Below are 16096 nucleotides of genomic sequence, written 5' to 3'. Positions count from 1 at the left end.
CCAGCCGCCATCGTCTCCCCTTAACCGAGGGGATTCACAACGAAAAAAGGCGCCGAAGCGCCTTTTTCCGGATTGGGGAGCCGATCAGAACTTGTAGCCGATTCCCAGGTTGAATACCCAGGGGTCCACATCCAGGTCAGTTCTCACAGTATTGTAGAACTGACGCGGCTCGCCCATATTGGTAACACCATCCACGACATAGCGCAGACTTCCAGTGGTCTCAACATCGTGGTACTGCACGGCCGCATTGGCCAGCCAGTTGCTCTCGCGACCAAACATGATGTCAATACCGATCTGGCCCGCCCAGCCCCAGGTATCGTCCACGCTCACACGTGCGTTACCGCCGGGCGCGGCGTCACCGATCACTTCCAGCAGCTCGTAAACCGGCTCACGAACGTTGACACTGTCGAAGTCCGTATAGACAGCACCGAAGCCGATGTAGGGCTGCACCCAGGATTCCGGGCATACCGGGAACCAGTTCACCATGAGGGTGCTGGAAGTCCGTTCCAGGCTGCCCAGGTTACGACGGTTACCCTCAAGGTCCGGCCGCTCCAGGAGGCCAAGCCGTCGGATTTCCAGGTCGTGATCCGATTCACCGATATAACCATACTCTACCGAGAAATGGTCAATCGGCATGAACATGGCACTCCACTGCCAGGTAGTGTTGTCATCCAGGTCATACTTGAGGCCGGAGAACTCGGGGAAAATATCCGGGTTTCTCAGGTTGCCGGAAGAAGAATCCGGATCCACATAAGCAGCGCCCAGGCGCACCACGGCAGTCCCTGCATGGTAAATGGGAGGCGGTCCAGCGGGCGGAGCATAGCCGGATGGGCCAGCCACGGCCTGCTGCGCAGCCACCAGGGACGATACTGCGATTGCCAGAGGTGTCAGAATGCGCGTCATTTTCATAGGTCGTACTCCATTGATATTCGGCAAATTGAACAGCAATTAACCCAATCACTTTTCAGTCTAGACAGGCAGGAGCACCTCTGTAGAAAAAACATCCAACTTCTCACTGCAAAAATGGAACTTTTGCGTGATTATGTCGGCTGATAATTTTTTTTGGCGCAGAAATTATTTTTATAAAAATAAACGCGCCAAATTAAAGAAAAAAATTAACGGCAAATTAATGATTTGAACGTCAGAATTGGCGGGATAAGCCCCGGATTGGCCTCGACATCAACCCGGTTCGAAAGTAAAAGCGCGCCCTCGAAGGCGCGCTTGCAAAATAAAATCAACAGGGACCATTGGCGGGATCTGCTCTGTCAGCGTTTCCCACCCCCGAGGCACTGTGGGCTATCCGGGGCCTGCCCCCGCCACTCCTCGGGACTGAACGTGTGGAGGGCCAGGGCATGCACCGGTCCTGCCATCTCATCTGACAGCACAGCGTATACGCGCTGGTGCCGCTGGACCTTACGCAGATCAGAGAAGGCATCACTGACCAGCACTACACGAAAATGCATCTCCGAACCTGCCGGCACATTATGCAAATGGCTTTCACAGTCCACCTCTATATGCTCCGGGTGAAACGCTGACGACAGTTTTGCCTCGATCTGGCTGGCCAGGCTCATGCTTTACCTCCAAAAAATTTCGTAATCAGGATACCGCGCGGCTCTTGCGCGCTTCCATAATGGTGTCGTAAGCCACAGTGACACTTTTCATCTGGTCTTCCGCATAGCGCATGAATTCCTCCGGCAGCCCCTTGGAGGCAATCTTGTCCGGGTGGAATTCCGCCGCCTTGCGACGATAAGCCAGTTTCAGGTCGCGGTCACTGGCATCCGGTGAGCATCCCAGTACCGCATAATGCTGCTCAAGACTGCCGCTGGCCGCAGGTGCGCGGCGGCCAAACTCACCCTGCATGGCGGCGAAGATGGAGGCGTGTAGCCCCAGGTACCCGGGAATGCGCCGCAGGATGTCCTCTTCCGCCGCGTGCAGCTCGCCATCTGCATAGGCAACCGCAAACAGCAAACGGTAAACCATTTCGCGCATCGCCTGGTTGCGCACCAGCTGCTGGTACTGCTGGGCATAATCGTAAATGCTGTAGCCATCGGACTTGGCGTTCTGGAATATCTTGATTGCCTGCTTGCGGTCCTCGGCATTGAGGCGCAGGTTTTTGGAGATGAACTCCTCGATCAGGTCGATCTCGGCCCGGCTCACCTGCCCGTCCGCCTTGGCCATCTTGGCCAGCATGGAAAACACCGTAACGATGAAGACTGCCTGGGCGCCATCGCGCCCCAGTGCCGCGCCGTTCCCGACCCGCTTGAGCCCGGAACCGAACGAGCTGCCAACCCATGCGCCCAGTGCGGCACCGATAGGGCCACCAAACATCAACCCGATACCGGCCCCAATGCCGGCCCCAAGCCAGGACATAAATTCTCCTCTCGGCGCCCCAGTGCGCCCGGTCATGTAAAAATCACGCCCATCATACCATGCACACTGCCGATTCCGGACGGGCACCCGACCGGGCGGTCGGCCCCTATCCGGTACGGGAATATGCCGGGCTGGGCAATCGTCGCCTCTGAACTCGGCCCCGCACCTGTCACGGCCCGCACCACCGGGTTACCGTTTACCAGTCCCTCACCACAACCGGAAATCGCAGCACGGCCCTGCGACAGCACTCCAGGCGAGCAGCGTTACGTCCCCAGTCCCCGACAGCCGCGGACCGTAACAACTGGCCCCCAATTGCCCCCGTACCAGCGCAACCCCGGTGCCTCAATTGGCACCAGGAGGACATGCCAGTACAGGGCAGCGGCCGTCCCCCTGTCCCCCGGGTAGGACGCGGCCCGGGCGATATGGGCGTGGCGGTGCGCTGCAGCAACTGTCACAAGTCTGGCAACAACCCTGCGCCGGGAGTTCCCGACGCGTTCCCGGTCACCGGCTCCGAAATCAATGACGTTCGAGCGCCGGGCCCTGCCGGCTGCAGACTGACACCGAGCGCAACGGCGGGCGCAGGGCGCAGCCCCACCGACCAGGTCAATCAGATGGGGGGAGAATCCCCATTTCACGGAGGAACTGGCAACACAGGATCGTCACTCGATCTATATTTGCCAGTTCGACCCCCCTGACGTCTACACCATTTATGGTAAAGGACGGTTCGGCCCCAGCGGTCTGGAGGGCCGGCAGACACTTCCCACCAGATAGTCCTAAAACCCCCGCGGCCCTTGGACCGTGAACACCGAAGCTCGTTGGGCAACACACATACAGCGCACGTATGGAGACCACAATCGACGAGCTGTCGCAACTGGTAGCCGGGAAAACGGCTGGCGCGGCATCAGAGAAAAATGCTGCCAGGCCTTTCATAAATCGTTCGGGACACCGGTTGCCCGGCGGCCGAGGTGGATGCCGGCGAGCGCAACTGCGAGATATGGGAAATCACGGCCGCCGTTAACGGCGGCATTACCACCAACCCGGAGTTTGTCGCTACAAAAGTGGTGGGCGCTGCAGGGTTTACACTGTCCACGCTGCTGAGAAATGAAATTATTTTGAACAAGAGCTGAGTAGTACAGAGGGATTTTCATAACTCTACTCCCCCATATTGCCGATATACCGGAGGCGGAAATCCCAGCTTGTCCCGTCCACCACCACCCACGGGGCTGGTTCCGCCAGGCCTGCTTCCGCTGGCATCCGCGATACGTAGCGCTATTGCCACCGCAACGGGCAAACGCATGCACTCAATGATCTCCCTGACGGACCGGTCTTACCGCGCCAGCCGCCGGGCCGCTCTTCCGGCGGCCGGCCTGTGCCATACTTTCCCCAGATGCCCGACCCATGTTCAAGCACAACTCTGGTATCGGGTAGCGACTGAAGAGGAAAGCATTAGGAAGTACGACTCATGGAAGATGTCCGCAGTTTCCCATCGACCAGTTCCTGCAGCCAGATCCTGCCCCACCTTTTTTCCCTGCTTCTGTTACTGGGCCTGATTACTACACCGGCACAGGTCGCTGCCAACGGAGAACTGCCTGCAGTAGATCCTCAGCACTATTTTCCACAGACACTCGGGCCGATCCTCGGTCGGGAACAGCATATCGCCGGGCAACTGAGCGGCAATGGCAATGCGCTCGCCGGCTACCGGGTTACCCTCCACGTCACTTATCCCGGAATCGGCTACGACCTGGTGCTCGACACCACCACTTCCCGCCTGGACGGAAAATTCGACCTGCACTTCCGCTTGCCGCTGATCCTGTCTCACGGGCTTGATCCCATTTATTTCGTCGTCGCGAAAAAAAATACGGCAATGCTGGCCAGCGCGATCGGGTCAGGCCACCGGCTTCCCCGCCGCATAGAAGTCAACGAACGCACCACTGTTGCCACCGGCACCGCCTTCGCCCAGTTTGTCGACGAAGAGGGCATTTCAGGCAACCGCTACGGCATGCTCAATGCCGTGCGCATGGGCGGGAATATGGCCAACCCCCGCACGGGAGCGCTTGCCTCCGTGCTGGCGAACTCACCCAATGGTACGGAAACCTCAACTCTGAGGACTTTCAACTCCCTGGCCAACGTGGTCGCCGCCTGCATCGCAGACCCGGTTTACTGCCAGGCGCTTTTTGAGGCCACCACGCCAGTGGGTGGAATGGCGCCCAAGACCGTGTTGCAGGCACTCGCAAACCTCACAAAGCACCCGTCTTACCCCAACTACCCCAAGGATGCAGATGACCCAATTTTCCTGTTGTCCCTCGCTTCGCCGATCTACCAGCCAATGCGTCTCGAACGCCCGACAAACTGGCTGCTGTTCCTGAAATTTACCGGCGGCCAGTACAGTGAGCAGGACAGCAATAACCTGATCAACGGCCCCGGTAATATCGCCCTCGACCATCGCGGTTTTGCCTGGATCAATGACAACTATGTGCCCGCGGCCCCCACAGATATTGCCTGCGCCGGTCAGCGCCTGCTCAAGTTCTTTCCCTGGGGCGAGACCTTCCCCGGCTCCCCCTACTTCGGAGGCGGCTTGAGCGGCGCCGGCTACGGTATCAGCCTGGACCCCAGGGGTAATATCTGGGTCGGGAACTTCGGCTTTGAGGCTGAGGCCTGTGCCGACGGCACCATTCCACCGGACCGCAGGAACAAGATCCCAGCAAACCATAACAGTGTGTCCCTCTTCCTTCCGAACGGTGTCCCGCTATCACCATCCCGGGGGTTTACGCGGGGGAAGATCTTCTGGCCCCAGGCAACCGTGTCAGACCGAAAAGGCAATATCTGGGTCGCCAACTGTGGCAGTGACAGCATCACTGTCATTCCGGAGGGAAACCCCTGGCTGGCGCGCAATATGCCACTGCCCGGGGGAGGCACTGAACCGGACTCAGAATCCCCACTGCTGAAACCCTTCGCCATTGCCATCGACCCGGAAGGACGCGCCTGGGTAACCGGCAACAAGGCACAGGAGATTTATATCGTGTCCCTCGACGGTACCATCGAGACCGTCGATTCCTCACAGGTCTCGGTCTCCTGGCCAATGGGGATCTCCAGTGACAGCCGTGGGAATATGTGGGTATCCAGCTCTGATACTGTCAATATCGTCTGTATCGATCCGCTGGATTCACAGGGTGGTGAGAATCCGTCAGTGATCTTTTACCCCGCGGACGGAGGCCAACCAAAGCAGTTCAACCAGCGCGGTGGGCTAACGATACCCTGGGGCAGCGCAGTGGACGGCGACGATACCCTGTGGGTATTTAATTTCGGCCGCGTGCCGCTAGAGGACGCCGACGACGACCAGGAATGGCCAGATACCGGTGTCACCCGCCTCTGTGGCTCTGGCCGCTGCCCCCATGGGCTGGGACTCGGGGACGCGATATCACCGGACACCGGTTACACCAGCGACGCCCTGGAACGGATTACCGGAGGAGCCATTGACCCCTCCGGCAATATCTGGCTGCTCAACAACTGGCGCAAGGACGGGCCGCTGTTCTACAGCACCAATCCCGGCGCCAACTCGTTTGTGATCGTCCCGGGCGCCGCCAGGCCTGTAAAAACACCACTGATCGGGCCACCACGAAGCTTTCACTGAATGTAACAACAAAAAAGGGCGAACCACCTGGTTCGCCCTTTCACGTTGTGACAGGCAAGAGCCGATCAACCGGTCATTGCCCGCACCATGGTAATCATCACACCGGCAGCCACTGCCGAACCGATCACGCCAGCCACATTCGGGCCCATGGCGTGCATCAGCAGGAAGTTGTGCGGGTTTTCCTCCAGGCCGATCTTGTTGGAGACCCGCGCCGCCATGGGCACTGCCGATACGCCGGCGGAACCGATCAACGGGTTGACCTTGTTTTGACTGAAGACATTCAACAGCTTGGCCATCAGTACACCCGCCGCGGTGCCGATGGCGAAGGCTACGATACCCAGCGCCAGGATACCGAGGGTTTTCGGGTCCAGGAACTTGTCTGCCGCCAGCTTGGATCCAACGGAGAGACCGAGAAAGATAGTGGTGATATTGATCAGCGCGTTCTGGGCGGTATCGGACAGGCGCGCCACCACTCCACATTCACGCATCAGGTTGCCGAAGCAGAACATGCCCAGCAGCGGTGCGGCATCCGGCAGGAACAGGGCCACCAGGATCAGCAGCAACAGCGGGAAGGTGATTTTCTCCCGCTTGGTCACATGGCGCAGCTGCACCATCTCGATACGACGCTCTTCCGGGGTGGTGAGCGCGCGCATGATGGGCGGCTGGATCAGGGGTACCAGGGCCATATACGAGTATGCGGCTACTGCAATGGCACCCAGGAGATCCGGAGCCAGCAAGCTGGATACGTAAATTGCCGTGGGACCATCCGCGCCGCCGATAATACCGATGGCCGCCGCATCAGCGATGGAGAAATCCATTATCCCGGCCACTGACAACCCCACCGCGCCCAGTACCGTGGCAAAGATACCGAACTGGGCCGCCGCACCCAGGAACAGGGTGCGGGGATTCGCCAGCAGCGGGCCGAAGTCGGTCATGGCGCCCACACCCATGAAAATCACCAGCGGCGCCACACCCGAGGCAATGGCCACGTTGTAGAAGTTATACAGCATGCCGTTATTGAAACCGGCATCCGTGGCCAGCTCCGCCGCCCGCGACTGTACGGCTGCCGGGGCATTACCCAACGCCTCCTTGAGTGCATACAGGGAATCAGTAGCGCTCACCCCCAGCAGCTGGGCCATCTGCCGCAGCATTTCCGGGTCGCCCGATACCACTGCGGTTTCCGCCGCGGACAGGGCCAGGTTAGCGCCAGGGATGTTGGCGAGAATACCGCCGAATCCGATCGGAACCAGCAGCAGTGGCTCGAAGTTCTTGCGAATGGCCAGGAACAGCAGCACCAGCCCCACAAGGATCATGACGAACTGGCCGCTCGACATCTTGTAGGCGCCGGAGGCCAGCCAGAGATTGAGTAGGTTATCCACGCGTGCCCCCGTTTATGCGATCTTCAGCAGGGCATCGCCCACGGCGACAGAATCGCCTTCTTTTACGGTCACTTCAGTAACTGCGCCGGACCGCGGCGCGCTGACCGCAGTTTCCATCTTCATCGCTTCCAGGACGACGATGGTCTGCCCCTCGGTCACCTGGTCACCGGGTTTTACCAGTACTTTGAAGATATTACCGGCAAGCGGCGCGGATACCGGTTCGCCACCGGAGGCGGGGGCTGTATGACCACCCACAGGCGCAGGGCTTCCGGCACTGCCCACCGGCGCAATACCCGTCAGGTCACCACCGTCCGCAACAGTCACCGTATAGCTCTGGCCCTCGACCGTAACGGTGTAGACTTCTTCGCCCTGATCGTTGGTGACCGCGCTGCCCTCATTGCCGGTGGGTACCGGCTCGAACGCGTCGGGGTTGTCCCGGTTCTTGAGGAACTTCAGCCCGATCTGCGGGAACAGCGCGTACGTGAGTACATCGTCAATCTCGCGCTCGCCCTGCTCCAGCCAGATTTCCTCATCAGAGGCTTTCTGCTTCAGCTCGCCAGTGAGCTTGTCCAGCTCCGGCTCCAGCAGGTCGGCGGGACGACAGGTAACCGGCTCACCGCCGTCCAGTACCCGCTCCTGCAGTTCTTTATTCACCGGGGCCGCGGTTGCACCATACTCGCCCTTGAGTACAGCGGCAGTTTCCTTGGAGATAGTCTTGTAACGCTCGCCGGTAAGGACATTCAGTACCGCCTGGGTGCCGACGATCTGCGAAGTAGGAGTCACCAGCGGGATATAGCCCAGGTCTTCACGCACCCGGGGAATCTCCTCGAGAACCTCATCCAGCCGGTCACCGGCACCCTGCTCTTTCAGCTGGCTCTCCATATTGGTAAGCATGCCGCCCGGCACCTGGGCGACCAGGATGCGGGAATCCACCCCACGCAGCGAGCCCTCAAACTTCGCGTATTTCTTTCGCACCTCGCGGAAGTATGCGGCGATCTCTTCCAGCAGGTTGATATCCAGCCCGGTATCGCGCTCGGTCCCCTCCAGAATGGCAACCACAGATTCGGTGGGGCTGTGGCCGTAGGTCATGGACATGGAGGAGATCGCAGTGTCGATATTATCGATTCCGGCCTCGATACACTTGAGCGCGGTCGCCGTCGACAGGCCGGTGGTGGCATGGCACTGCATGTGGATAGGAATATCCACCGCCTCCTTGAGACGCTTCACCAGCTCGTACCCCTCGTAGGGCCGCAACAGGCCGGCCATGTCCTTGATGGCAATGGAGTCTGCCCCCATGTCCTCGATCTGGCGACCCAGGTCTACCCACAGGTCCATGGTGTGAACGGGGCTGACGGTGTAAGAGATGGTTCCCTGGGCATGCTTGCCCTGCTTCTTTACTGCGCGCAATGCCGTCTGCAGATTTCGCATATCGTTCATGGCATCGAACACGCGGAACACATCCACGCCGTTTTCCGCTGCGCGCTCGACAAACTTTTCCACCACGTCATCTGCATAGTGGCGATAGCCGAGAATATTCTGGCCGCGGAACAGCATCTGCTGGGGGGTATTGGGCATGGCCTTTTTCAGTTCGCGGATCCGCTCCCAGGGATCCTCGCCCAGGTAGCGGATGCAGGCATCAAAAGTCGCTCCCCCCCAGGACTCCAGTGACCAGAACCCGACCTCATCCAGCTTCTCTGCGATCGGCAGCATATCGTCGAGGCGCATCCGTGTGGCGAACAGTGACTGGTGAGCATCGCGCAGGACTACATCGGTAATCCCCAGTGGCTTTTTAACCTCAGTCATGGGTTATCTCTCTCGCTATTTATTCGGGTTTATCTGGCAGTCGCGTGATAAAAGCGATCATCGGCGTTTGCGATGCTGATCAATGGCGGCCTTGATAATTGCGCGAAGGCGCGCATCGTCGGCGGCGGGACTGCCGGGAGCTGGAGCGGCGGGCTCCGCTTCGGGAAAGTTACGGATAATAATGCGGGACATAATGCTGGTTCCGATCACCAGCAGAAGCAGGAACGTAAAAACGATTCCCATACCGAACAGTGTGATGTCCAGTCCCTGTTGCAATAGCGCTTCTTCCACGCTTGCCCCCTGATTTCCACTTTGGCGGGCGCTATTATCAATACAACAACCTTTTAAAATCAAATACTTATTAGTTACAGCCGCAACAATGAATCACCAGCGGAATATCCGTTCCGGCAACCACATTTCTTGCCATAACTGTCATTAAATACTTTCCGTTAGGAGGACAGGTAAAGCACTGATAAAATGGCCGGCAATTGGCGGATTGCTGCTTTTTTCGCTCCGATCCGCCGCCCCGGAACCGGCACCAAATTATGACCACGCAGTCTCTTACGTATACTCCCAGCATTTACCAGGCTCCCATGGAAGGCGTGATTGACCACCATGTAAGGACCCTTTTGTCCGCAATCGGTGGAGTCGATATCTGCGTGACCGAATTCGTTCGCGTCACCCACACGCGCCTTCCCCGCAAGGTATTCACCCGGCTGTGTCCGGAACTGGCCAGTGGGGCCCTCACCCCGCACGGTATTCCCGTGCGGCTGCAGCTGCTCGGCGGCAACCCGGAATCAATGGCAATCAATGCCAGTCGCGCGGTAGAGGCTGGGGCCCGGGCTATCGACCTCAACTTCGGTTGCCCGGCCAAATCGGTTAACAACAGCGATGGCGGTGCCTGTCTGCTGCAAAGCCCCAACCGCGTGGAACGCATTGTCGCCGCGGTCAGGGGCGCGGTCCCCGATGAACTCCCGGTGACGGCAAAGATCCGCCTCGGTTACGAGGACCGTTCCAGCTACCTGGACAATGCCCGGGCTGCGGAAAACGGTGGCGCCTCTGAACTGGCAGTCCACGCCCGCTCCAAAGTAGACGGTTACCGCCCTCCCGCATACTGGGAATACATCGGTGAGATCCGTGAGCAGCTCTCCATACCAGTCATTGCCAACGGCGATATCTGGACCGTAAAGGATTTCCGCCGGTGCCGCGAAGTCACCGGGTGTGACGCCTTTATGTTGGGCCGCAGCCTACTGGCACGCCCCGACCTGGCACTACAGATCAAGGCATCCTGCGCCGGGGAGGAATACACACCACTACCCTGGCCTCAGATCGTCCACTTGCTGTGGAACTACTACCGGACCACCCGCGACGAATATCCGGCCAAATATCTCGGCAACCGGGTCAAGCAGTGGCTCGCCTACCTGAAACTGGCCTACCCTGAAGCTCAGGTCTTCTTTGAAGGCTTCAAGCGCCTTCGCGACCAGGGCGCAATCGAGCAGGCCTTCGGCGAAGAGCTTACTCGCACTGCTGGAGAGACCGCAGCAGCCTAGCCCTGTCCATACATATACCGGGCAGGCCTGGTGAAAACTCCCCGCCAGTGGCAAGTGATATGGATTTCAACAACAAACCTGATACCGGTTTCGCATCCACACATGACTGTTCATAACAGCGAGATCGCCGACAGCTTCGAGAAGCTGGCGGACCTCCTGGAGATTGAAGGCGCCAACCAGTTCCGGGTGCGAGCCTACCGCAACGCAGCGAGCACGATTCGCGGCTACCCGAGAAGCATGGCAGACCTTCTGGAAGACGGAGAGGACCTTTCCGAGCTCCCGGGCATTGGCAACGACCTGGCGCAAAAAATCGGGACGATAGTGGAGACCGGTGAGCTGCCGCTTCTCAAGGAGGTAGAGGAGCGCACCCCGGAGGCCCTCAGTGAGCTGATGATGATCGAGGGACTCGGCGCAAGGAAAGTTAAGGCACTCCATGACGCTCTCAACGTCAACAGCCTCGCAGACCTTGAGAGAGCAGCCGCTTCCGGCGAGATCCGCAGAGTCTCCGGCTTCGGCGAGAAAAGCGAGAAAAAGATCCTCGCCCGCCTGCAAAAATACTCCGGAGAAGAAAAGCGTACGCGGCTGATTGACGCGGAGGAAATTGGCAGGCCGCTGATCGAGCACCTTGAAAAAGCAGATGGGATCAAGGATATCGTCATTACCGGTAGCTACCGGCGGCGCAAAGAGACGGTGGGTGACCTGGACATCCTCGTCACTGCCAAGCAGGGCTCTTCGGTAATGGATCATTTCACGTCCTATAACGAGGTCGATGAAATCGCCTCCAGGGGCAAGACGCGATCAACAGTGTTTCTCCAGTCCGGGATGCAGGTCGACCTGCGGGTAGTACCCCAGGTCAGCTTCGGTGCGGCACAAATCTATTTTACAGGTTCCAAATCCCACAACATTGCCCTGCGCAAGCTCGGTATCAGGAAGGGGTTCAAGGTAAACGAATATGGTGTATTCAAGGGCGATAAGCGCGTCTGCGGAAAAACTGAGGAATCTGTTTACGCAAAGCTTGGCCTTGCCTGGATACCGCCGGAACTGCGGGAAGACCATGGTGAGCTGGAAGCTGCGAAAAAAGACAAGCTCCCCAGGCTCATTACCCTGAACGATATCCGCGGCAACCTGCATGCCCATACCAGCGCCAGCGATGGCCACAATAGCCTGAAGGAGATGGCTGAAGCTGCCCGCGACCTGGGATATGACTACCTGGCGATTACCGATCATTCACAACGGCTGACTGTCGCCAATGGCCTGGACAAGAAGCGTCTGCTGGCCCAGGTCCGGGAGATCGACAGGCTGAACCAGAAGCTCGATGGTATCGTCCTGCTTAAATCCAGTGAGGTAGACATTCTTGAAGATGGCTCCCTCGATTTGCCCGATAGCGTGCTCAGGGAACTGGACTTTACTGTTTGTGCCATCCACCACAGATTTGGCCTGTCGCGGAAAAAACAGACAGAGCGCATCCTGCGCGCCATGGATAATATCAATTTCAACATTCTCGCCCACCCTAGTGGCCGCCTGATCAATAAGCGCCCTCCATATGAGACAGATATGGAAAAGATACTGGAGGCGGCCAGGGAACGCGGCTGCATCGTGGAGCTCAACGCTCAGCCACAGCGCCTCGACCTCACGGACGAGGGCTGCCGGATGGCCAGGGAACTGGGAGTGAAAATTTCCATTGCCACTGATGCCCACAGCATATCGGACATGGACCATATGCGTTTCGGAGTCGACCAGGCCCGGCGCGGCTGGCTGGAAAAAAGTGACGTGGTTAACTGCCAGCCCCTGGACAAGCTGGCGAAACTCTTCACCCGTTAAATGACGATCTATCCCCTGGTCGTTGTGACGCTACTGGAGCCTGCCCCGGATGCCCGAGCTACCCGACGTTGAAGTCTATCGTCGCTACTTCGATTCCACAGCGCTCCACCAGGCGATCCAGCATGTACGCGTGCCCGGACCCGAACTGCTGGTGGATACCACACCCCAGGCCCTGGGCCGTGCGCTACACGGGGCCGCGTTCAGAAAAACCGAACGCCACGGAAAATATCTTCTTGCGCACCTGGATTCAGGCAAGTGCCTGGTATTACATTTCGGCATGAGTGGTGACCTGGCTTACTGCCAGGCAGGCAACAGAACGCCTCAATACACACAACTTGAGATCGACTTTGCGAACAACAGCCGACTCGCCTACCGTTGCCCACGTAAGCTGGGGCATATTGCCCTGGCTGATTCACCCAACGCCTGGATCCGCAGTCACGAGCTGGGCCCCGATGCCCTTCGGATCAGCGAGCGGGAGTTTCTCAGGCTATCCGGCAGCGGGCACGGCCGGGCAAAGTCCTGGTTGATGGACCAGCGCCAGATAGCCGGCATCGGCAATTATTATTCCGACGAGATTTTGTTCCAGTGCCTTATCCATCCCGCAAGCGAGCTGGCTGAGCTCAACAAGAGCAACCGCGAGCGGATATTCAACGTGATGCAACGGGTGCTGCACAAGGCCATCGACTGCAACGCCGATCCCGAAGCCCTGCCAGAATCCTATCTCCTGCCCCATCGGGGTAAAGACGGGCATTGCCCTCGCTGTGGCGGGAATCTGGAACAAATGACAATCGGCGGGCGCACCGCCTGGTATTGCCCTGGCTGCCAGCCGGGATAGCGCAACCCGCTGGCATTGCCAGGCCTTAACTATCGGAGTTCCTCTCCCCAAGGATAATCGCCTGAATTTCAGCCGCCTCCAGGGTCTCCTTCTCAAGAAGCACTCGCGCCAGTGCATCCAGCTGCTGTCGGTGTTCCCCCAGCAGGCTCTGCACTTTTTTTTCAATCCTTGAGACCAGGTCACCGACTTCCTCATCAATGACCTGCGCAGTGTGCTCACTGAAATCCTTTTGCTGGGCAATCTCGCGCCCCAGGAAGACATGCTCCTCGCCTCGACGATACGCCACCGGTCCCAGGCGATCGCTCATGCCCCATTGTGCCACCATGTGCTGGGCCAGGCTCGTGGCCTGCTTCAGGTCGGCCTCGGCACCGGAACTTACCTCCCCGAAAACAATCTTTTCCGCCACTCGCCCGCCGAGCATTACCCCGATGCGGTCATACAGGTAGCTGGCTCGCAGGCTGTGCCGCTCCTCCTCCGGAATCTGTTCAGTGGCTCCGAGGCTGTGCCCCCGGGGCACGATTGTCGCCTTGTCCAGGGGATCGGCATGGGGCAGGAGACTGGCAGCCAGTGCATGACCAGACTCATGATAGGCAATGAGTTTTTTCTCCTCATCACTGATCACCATTTCCCGCTCACTGCCCAATACCACGCGGTCGCGCGCCTTCAGCATGCGAGCCATATCCACTACCGTGCGGTCGTCCCTACCCGCCAGGAGCGCGGCCTCATTGATCATGTTTTCCAGGTCGGCACCGGAGAAACCTACTGTCAGTGCCGCCAGGCGCTCCAGGTCCACATCCTCCGCCAGCGGTGTGTGGCGGGAGTGGGTCTTCAGGATGGCAAGGCGGGCCTTCTTGTCCGGAAGGTCCAGGGTAATCTTACGGTCAAACCGGCCGGGCCGCAGGAGCGCCGCATCGAGCACGTCCGGCCGGTTGGTGGCCGCAATGACGACTACCGCCTCGTGCGGGTCAAAGCCATCCATTTCACCAAGGATCTGGTTCAGGGTCTGCTCACGCTCATCATGGCCTCCCCCCAGCCCGGTTCCGCGGGCCCGCCCGACCGAGTCGATCTCATCGATAAAGATAATCGCAGGCGCTTCCTTCTTCGCACAGGCGAACATATCCCTCACCCGGGAGGCCCCGACTCCGACAAACATCTCGATGAATTCGGAACCACTGATACTGAAAAAGGGCACATCGCTTTCTCCGGCAAGCGCTTTCGCCATCAGGGTCTTCCCCGTTCCCGGCGGCCCCATCAACAGGATGCCCTTCGGGATCTTGGCACCCAATTCCCGATAGTGTTCGGGGTTCTTCAGGTAATCGGCAATTTCACGCAGGTCTCGCTTGGCGTTCTCCAGGCCCGCAACATCCTCAAAGGTCACATTTGACTCACCGCGTTCAAATCGCCTGGCACGAGACTTGCCGAAACCGAAAGGCCCGGTAGTAGTACCGCCGGCGCCAATACGGTTTTGCATGACGCGTCCCGCGAACCAGAGAAGCCCTATAATCAGCAAAAGGGGCATCAGGCTGATCAGCAGTGGCGTCCAGTTATCACGGCGTACCGGCTCCGCGTTGATCTCGACATTGCGATCTTCGAGCAGCGGGATCAGGTCCGGATCTTCCACCGGCGGCTTGGTGGTCCGGAACTCTATTGCGGCGCGATCCTCCCCCCTGGGCACCGGATAGGAGTCAGCGCCCACAAACCGGCCTGTGATCTGCTCACCGCTAAGGGTCACACTCTCCACCTCGCCGGCGCGCACCTTCTCCTTGAACTCGGTATAGGAAAGCTTCTGGCCAGCCTCCTCTTGCCGGGAAGTGGTCCAGTATGAAAAAGCGAGGAACAGGAGAAGCATCCACACCAGGTAACTGGCGAGAGGTGATTGGGGCTGGCCTGCCGGTCGGCCCTGCTTGTCTTCCTTATGTTCGTCTGCCATATGAAAATTGTTTCTGGCTAGCCCTGCCTTTAGGGGAGCCGCAGGTTGAGCGGGGCGGGGACACAACAATGCCGCACCGCGGCGGGCCCAGATACTCCATCCAGTATAGTTTCGCGCTCCAGCCCCCACCGACGCCCAATTACAACTATCTTCCAATAAGGGCTTGCATTGTCCCGCCGACCGAGGCAGAATGCGCGCCCTATCGAGCTGATCCGGCAACCCCCGGGGAAGCGGTCAGCCTCGGTAACTTGCGGATTTTTAAGGATTTTTTCTTAAAAATACTTAAAAAAGAGTTGACGAAGCCGACCCAACTCTCTAATATTCGCAACCACAACGACGCGCTCGTAGCTCAGCTGGATAGAGTACCTGGCTACGAACCAGGCGGTCGGAGGTTCGAATCCTCCCGAGCGCGCCATACAAAGAAAGCCTCATCCGAAAGGATGGGGCTTTTTTTGTATGGCAAGTTCGGGCGGTGGACGAACCTCCCAGGTTCGATCAACTCGCGCATGCGAGTTGAGACCGAGCGAAGCGAGCCCGCAGGGGCGAAACACGCAACAGCGTGTTTCGAGTCCATCCTCCCTACATCCCCGCTCCAGAGGCCACCACCAGGATGGGCCCTTTTATATAGCGCACTTGCAGAGATGAAGGTGAGAACCCCCAGATTGGATCAACCCGCTCCAGCGAGTTGAGACCGCGCAACGCGAGCCCGCAGGGGCGAAACACGCAACAGCGTGTTTCGAGTCCATCCTCCCTACATCCCCGCTCCAGAGGCCACCA

12 protein-coding genes and 1 tRNA gene are annotated in these 16096 nt (G+C 58.9%); 6 read left to right on the top strand and 7 right to left on the bottom strand.

Annotation, left to right across the window (positions count from 1 at the left end):
• Nucleotides 1–84 precede the first annotated feature (84 nt).
• The 3 genes from LVD11_RS15780 to djlA form a co-directional block, all read right to left on the bottom strand.
• Nucleotides 85–909: an OmpW/AlkL family protein gene (locus LVD11_RS15780; RefSeq protein WP_237060559.1), complete on the bottom strand. Its 825-nt coding sequence runs from the start codon at nt 907–909 to the stop codon at nt 85–87.
• Nucleotides 910–1265: 356 nt separating this feature from the next.
• Nucleotides 1266–1571 (bottom strand): BolA family protein, encoded by a 306-nt coding sequence (locus tag LVD11_RS15775; RefSeq protein WP_237060557.1) that lies wholly within the window; start codon nt 1569–1571, stop codon nt 1266–1268.
• A gap of 25 nt (nt 1572–1596) precedes the next feature.
• The gene (gene djlA, locus LVD11_RS15770; protein ID WP_237060555.1) at nt 1597–2370 is read right to left on the bottom strand and encodes a co-chaperone DjlA; all 774 of its coding nucleotides are present in this window, start codon (nt 2368–2370) and stop codon (nt 1597–1599) included.
• 965 nt (nt 2371–3335) lie between these two features.
• Here djlA and LVD11_RS15765 point away from each other — a divergent pair.
• Together LVD11_RS15765 and LVD11_RS15760 are read left to right on the top strand one after the other, a co-directional pair.
• Complete coding sequence (locus tag LVD11_RS15765; protein ID WP_237060553.1) at nt 3336–3497, top strand: hypothetical protein; 162 nt, start codon at nt 3336–3338, stop codon at nt 3495–3497.
• A 335-nt stretch (nt 3498–3832) separates the two neighbouring features.
• Nucleotides 3833–6001 (top strand): Vgb family protein, encoded by a 2169-nt coding sequence (locus LVD11_RS15760; protein WP_237060551.1) that lies wholly within the window; start codon nt 3833–3835, stop codon nt 5999–6001.
• A 65-nt stretch (nt 6002–6066) separates the two neighbouring features.
• On the opposite strand, the gene LVD11_RS15755 is transcribed toward LVD11_RS15760, so the two are convergent.
• The 3 genes from LVD11_RS15755 to LVD11_RS15745 are packed head-to-tail and all read right to left on the bottom strand — an operon-like array spanning nt 6067 to nt 9474.
• Nucleotides 6067–7380: a sodium ion-translocating decarboxylase subunit beta gene (locus tag LVD11_RS15755; RefSeq protein ID WP_237060549.1), complete on the bottom strand. Its 1314-nt coding sequence runs from the start codon at nt 7378–7380 to the stop codon at nt 6067–6069.
• Between the two features lie 12 nt (nt 7381–7392).
• On the bottom strand, nt 7393–9183 hold the full coding sequence (gene oadA, locus LVD11_RS15750; RefSeq protein WP_237060547.1) for a sodium-extruding oxaloacetate decarboxylase subunit alpha: 1791 nt from the start codon (nt 9181–9183) through the stop codon (nt 7393–7395).
• A gap of 57 nt (nt 9184–9240) precedes the next feature.
• Nucleotides 9241–9474 carry an OadG family protein gene (locus LVD11_RS15745; protein ID WP_237060545.1) on the bottom strand — a complete coding sequence of 78 codons (234 nt, stop codon included), beginning with the start codon at nt 9472–9474 and terminating at the stop codon, nt 9241–9243.
• A 254-nt stretch (nt 9475–9728) separates the two neighbouring features.
• Between LVD11_RS15745 and LVD11_RS15740 the strand changes: the two genes are divergently transcribed.
• The 3 genes from LVD11_RS15740 to LVD11_RS15730 all read left to right on the top strand — a co-directional run bounded on the left by LVD11_RS15740 (nt 9729) and on the right by LVD11_RS15730 (nt 13389).
• Nucleotides 9729–10733, top strand: a complete 1005-nt coding sequence (locus tag LVD11_RS15740) for a tRNA dihydrouridine synthase (protein ID WP_237060543.1) — start codon at nt 9729–9731, stop codon at nt 10731–10733.
• A 102-nt stretch (nt 10734–10835) separates the two neighbouring features.
• A complete protein-coding gene (gene polX / locus LVD11_RS15735; RefSeq protein WP_237060541.1) occupies nt 10836–12554 on the top strand; it encodes a DNA polymerase/3'-5' exonuclease PolX in 1719 nt (572 codons plus the stop codon).
• 49 nt (nt 12555–12603) lie between these two features.
• Nucleotides 12604–13389 (top strand): Fpg/Nei family DNA glycosylase, encoded by a 786-nt coding sequence (locus LVD11_RS15730; RefSeq protein WP_237060539.1) that lies wholly within the window; start codon nt 12604–12606, stop codon nt 13387–13389.
• 25 nt (nt 13390–13414) lie between these two features.
• Here the strand turns inward: LVD11_RS15730 and ftsH are convergent, their stop codons facing one another.
• Nucleotides 13415–15319, bottom strand: a complete 1905-nt coding sequence (gene ftsH, locus LVD11_RS15725; protein WP_237060537.1) for an ATP-dependent zinc metalloprotease FtsH — start codon at nt 15317–15319, stop codon at nt 13415–13417.
• Nucleotides 15320–15657: 338 nt separating this feature from the next.
• Here ftsH and LVD11_RS15720 point away from each other — a divergent pair.
• A tRNA-Arg gene (locus LVD11_RS15720) sits at nt 15658–15734 on the top strand.
• Nucleotides 15735–16096: the final 362 nt, after the last annotated feature.

This window comes from Microbulbifer sediminum (assembly GCF_021729035.1).
In the GTDB taxonomy this organism is placed as follows: domain Bacteria; phylum Pseudomonadota; class Gammaproteobacteria; order Pseudomonadales; family Cellvibrionaceae; genus Microbulbifer; species Microbulbifer sediminum.
The sequence above is the reverse complement of the archived record's forward strand: the minus strand, read 5'-3'. Positions and strand labels throughout refer to the sequence as shown.

Excerpts from the sequence above, each read along its gene's own strand:
- LVD11_RS15780 (WP_237060559.1), bottom strand. The coding sequence starts at position 909 with ATGAAAATGACGCGCATTCTGACACCTCTGGCAATCGCAGTATCGTCC.
- LVD11_RS15775 (WP_237060557.1), bottom strand. The coding sequence starts at position 1,571 with ATGAGCCTGGCCAGCCAGATCGAGGCAAAACTGTCGTCAGCGTTTCAC.
- djlA (WP_237060555.1), bottom strand. The coding sequence starts at position 2,370 with ATGTCCTGGCTTGGGGCCGGCATTGGGGCCGGTATCGGGTTGATGTTT.
- LVD11_RS15760 (WP_237060551.1), top strand. The coding sequence starts at position 3,833 with ATGGAAGATGTCCGCAGTTTCCCATCGACCAGTTCCTGCAGCCAGATC.
- oadA (WP_237060547.1), bottom strand. The coding sequence starts at position 9,183 with ATGACTGAGGTTAAAAAGCCACTGGGGATTACCGATGTAGTCCTGCGC.
- LVD11_RS15740 (WP_237060543.1), top strand. The coding sequence starts at position 9,729 with ATGACCACGCAGTCTCTTACGTATACTCCCAGCATTTACCAGGCTCCC.
- polX (WP_237060541.1), top strand. The coding sequence starts at position 10,836 with ATGACTGTTCATAACAGCGAGATCGCCGACAGCTTCGAGAAGCTGGCG.
- LVD11_RS15730 (WP_237060539.1), top strand. The coding sequence starts at position 12,604 with ATGCCCGAGCTACCCGACGTTGAAGTCTATCGTCGCTACTTCGATTCC.
- ftsH (WP_237060537.1), bottom strand. The coding sequence starts at position 15,319 with ATGGCAGACGAACATAAGGAAGACAAGCAGGGCCGACCGGCAGGCCAG.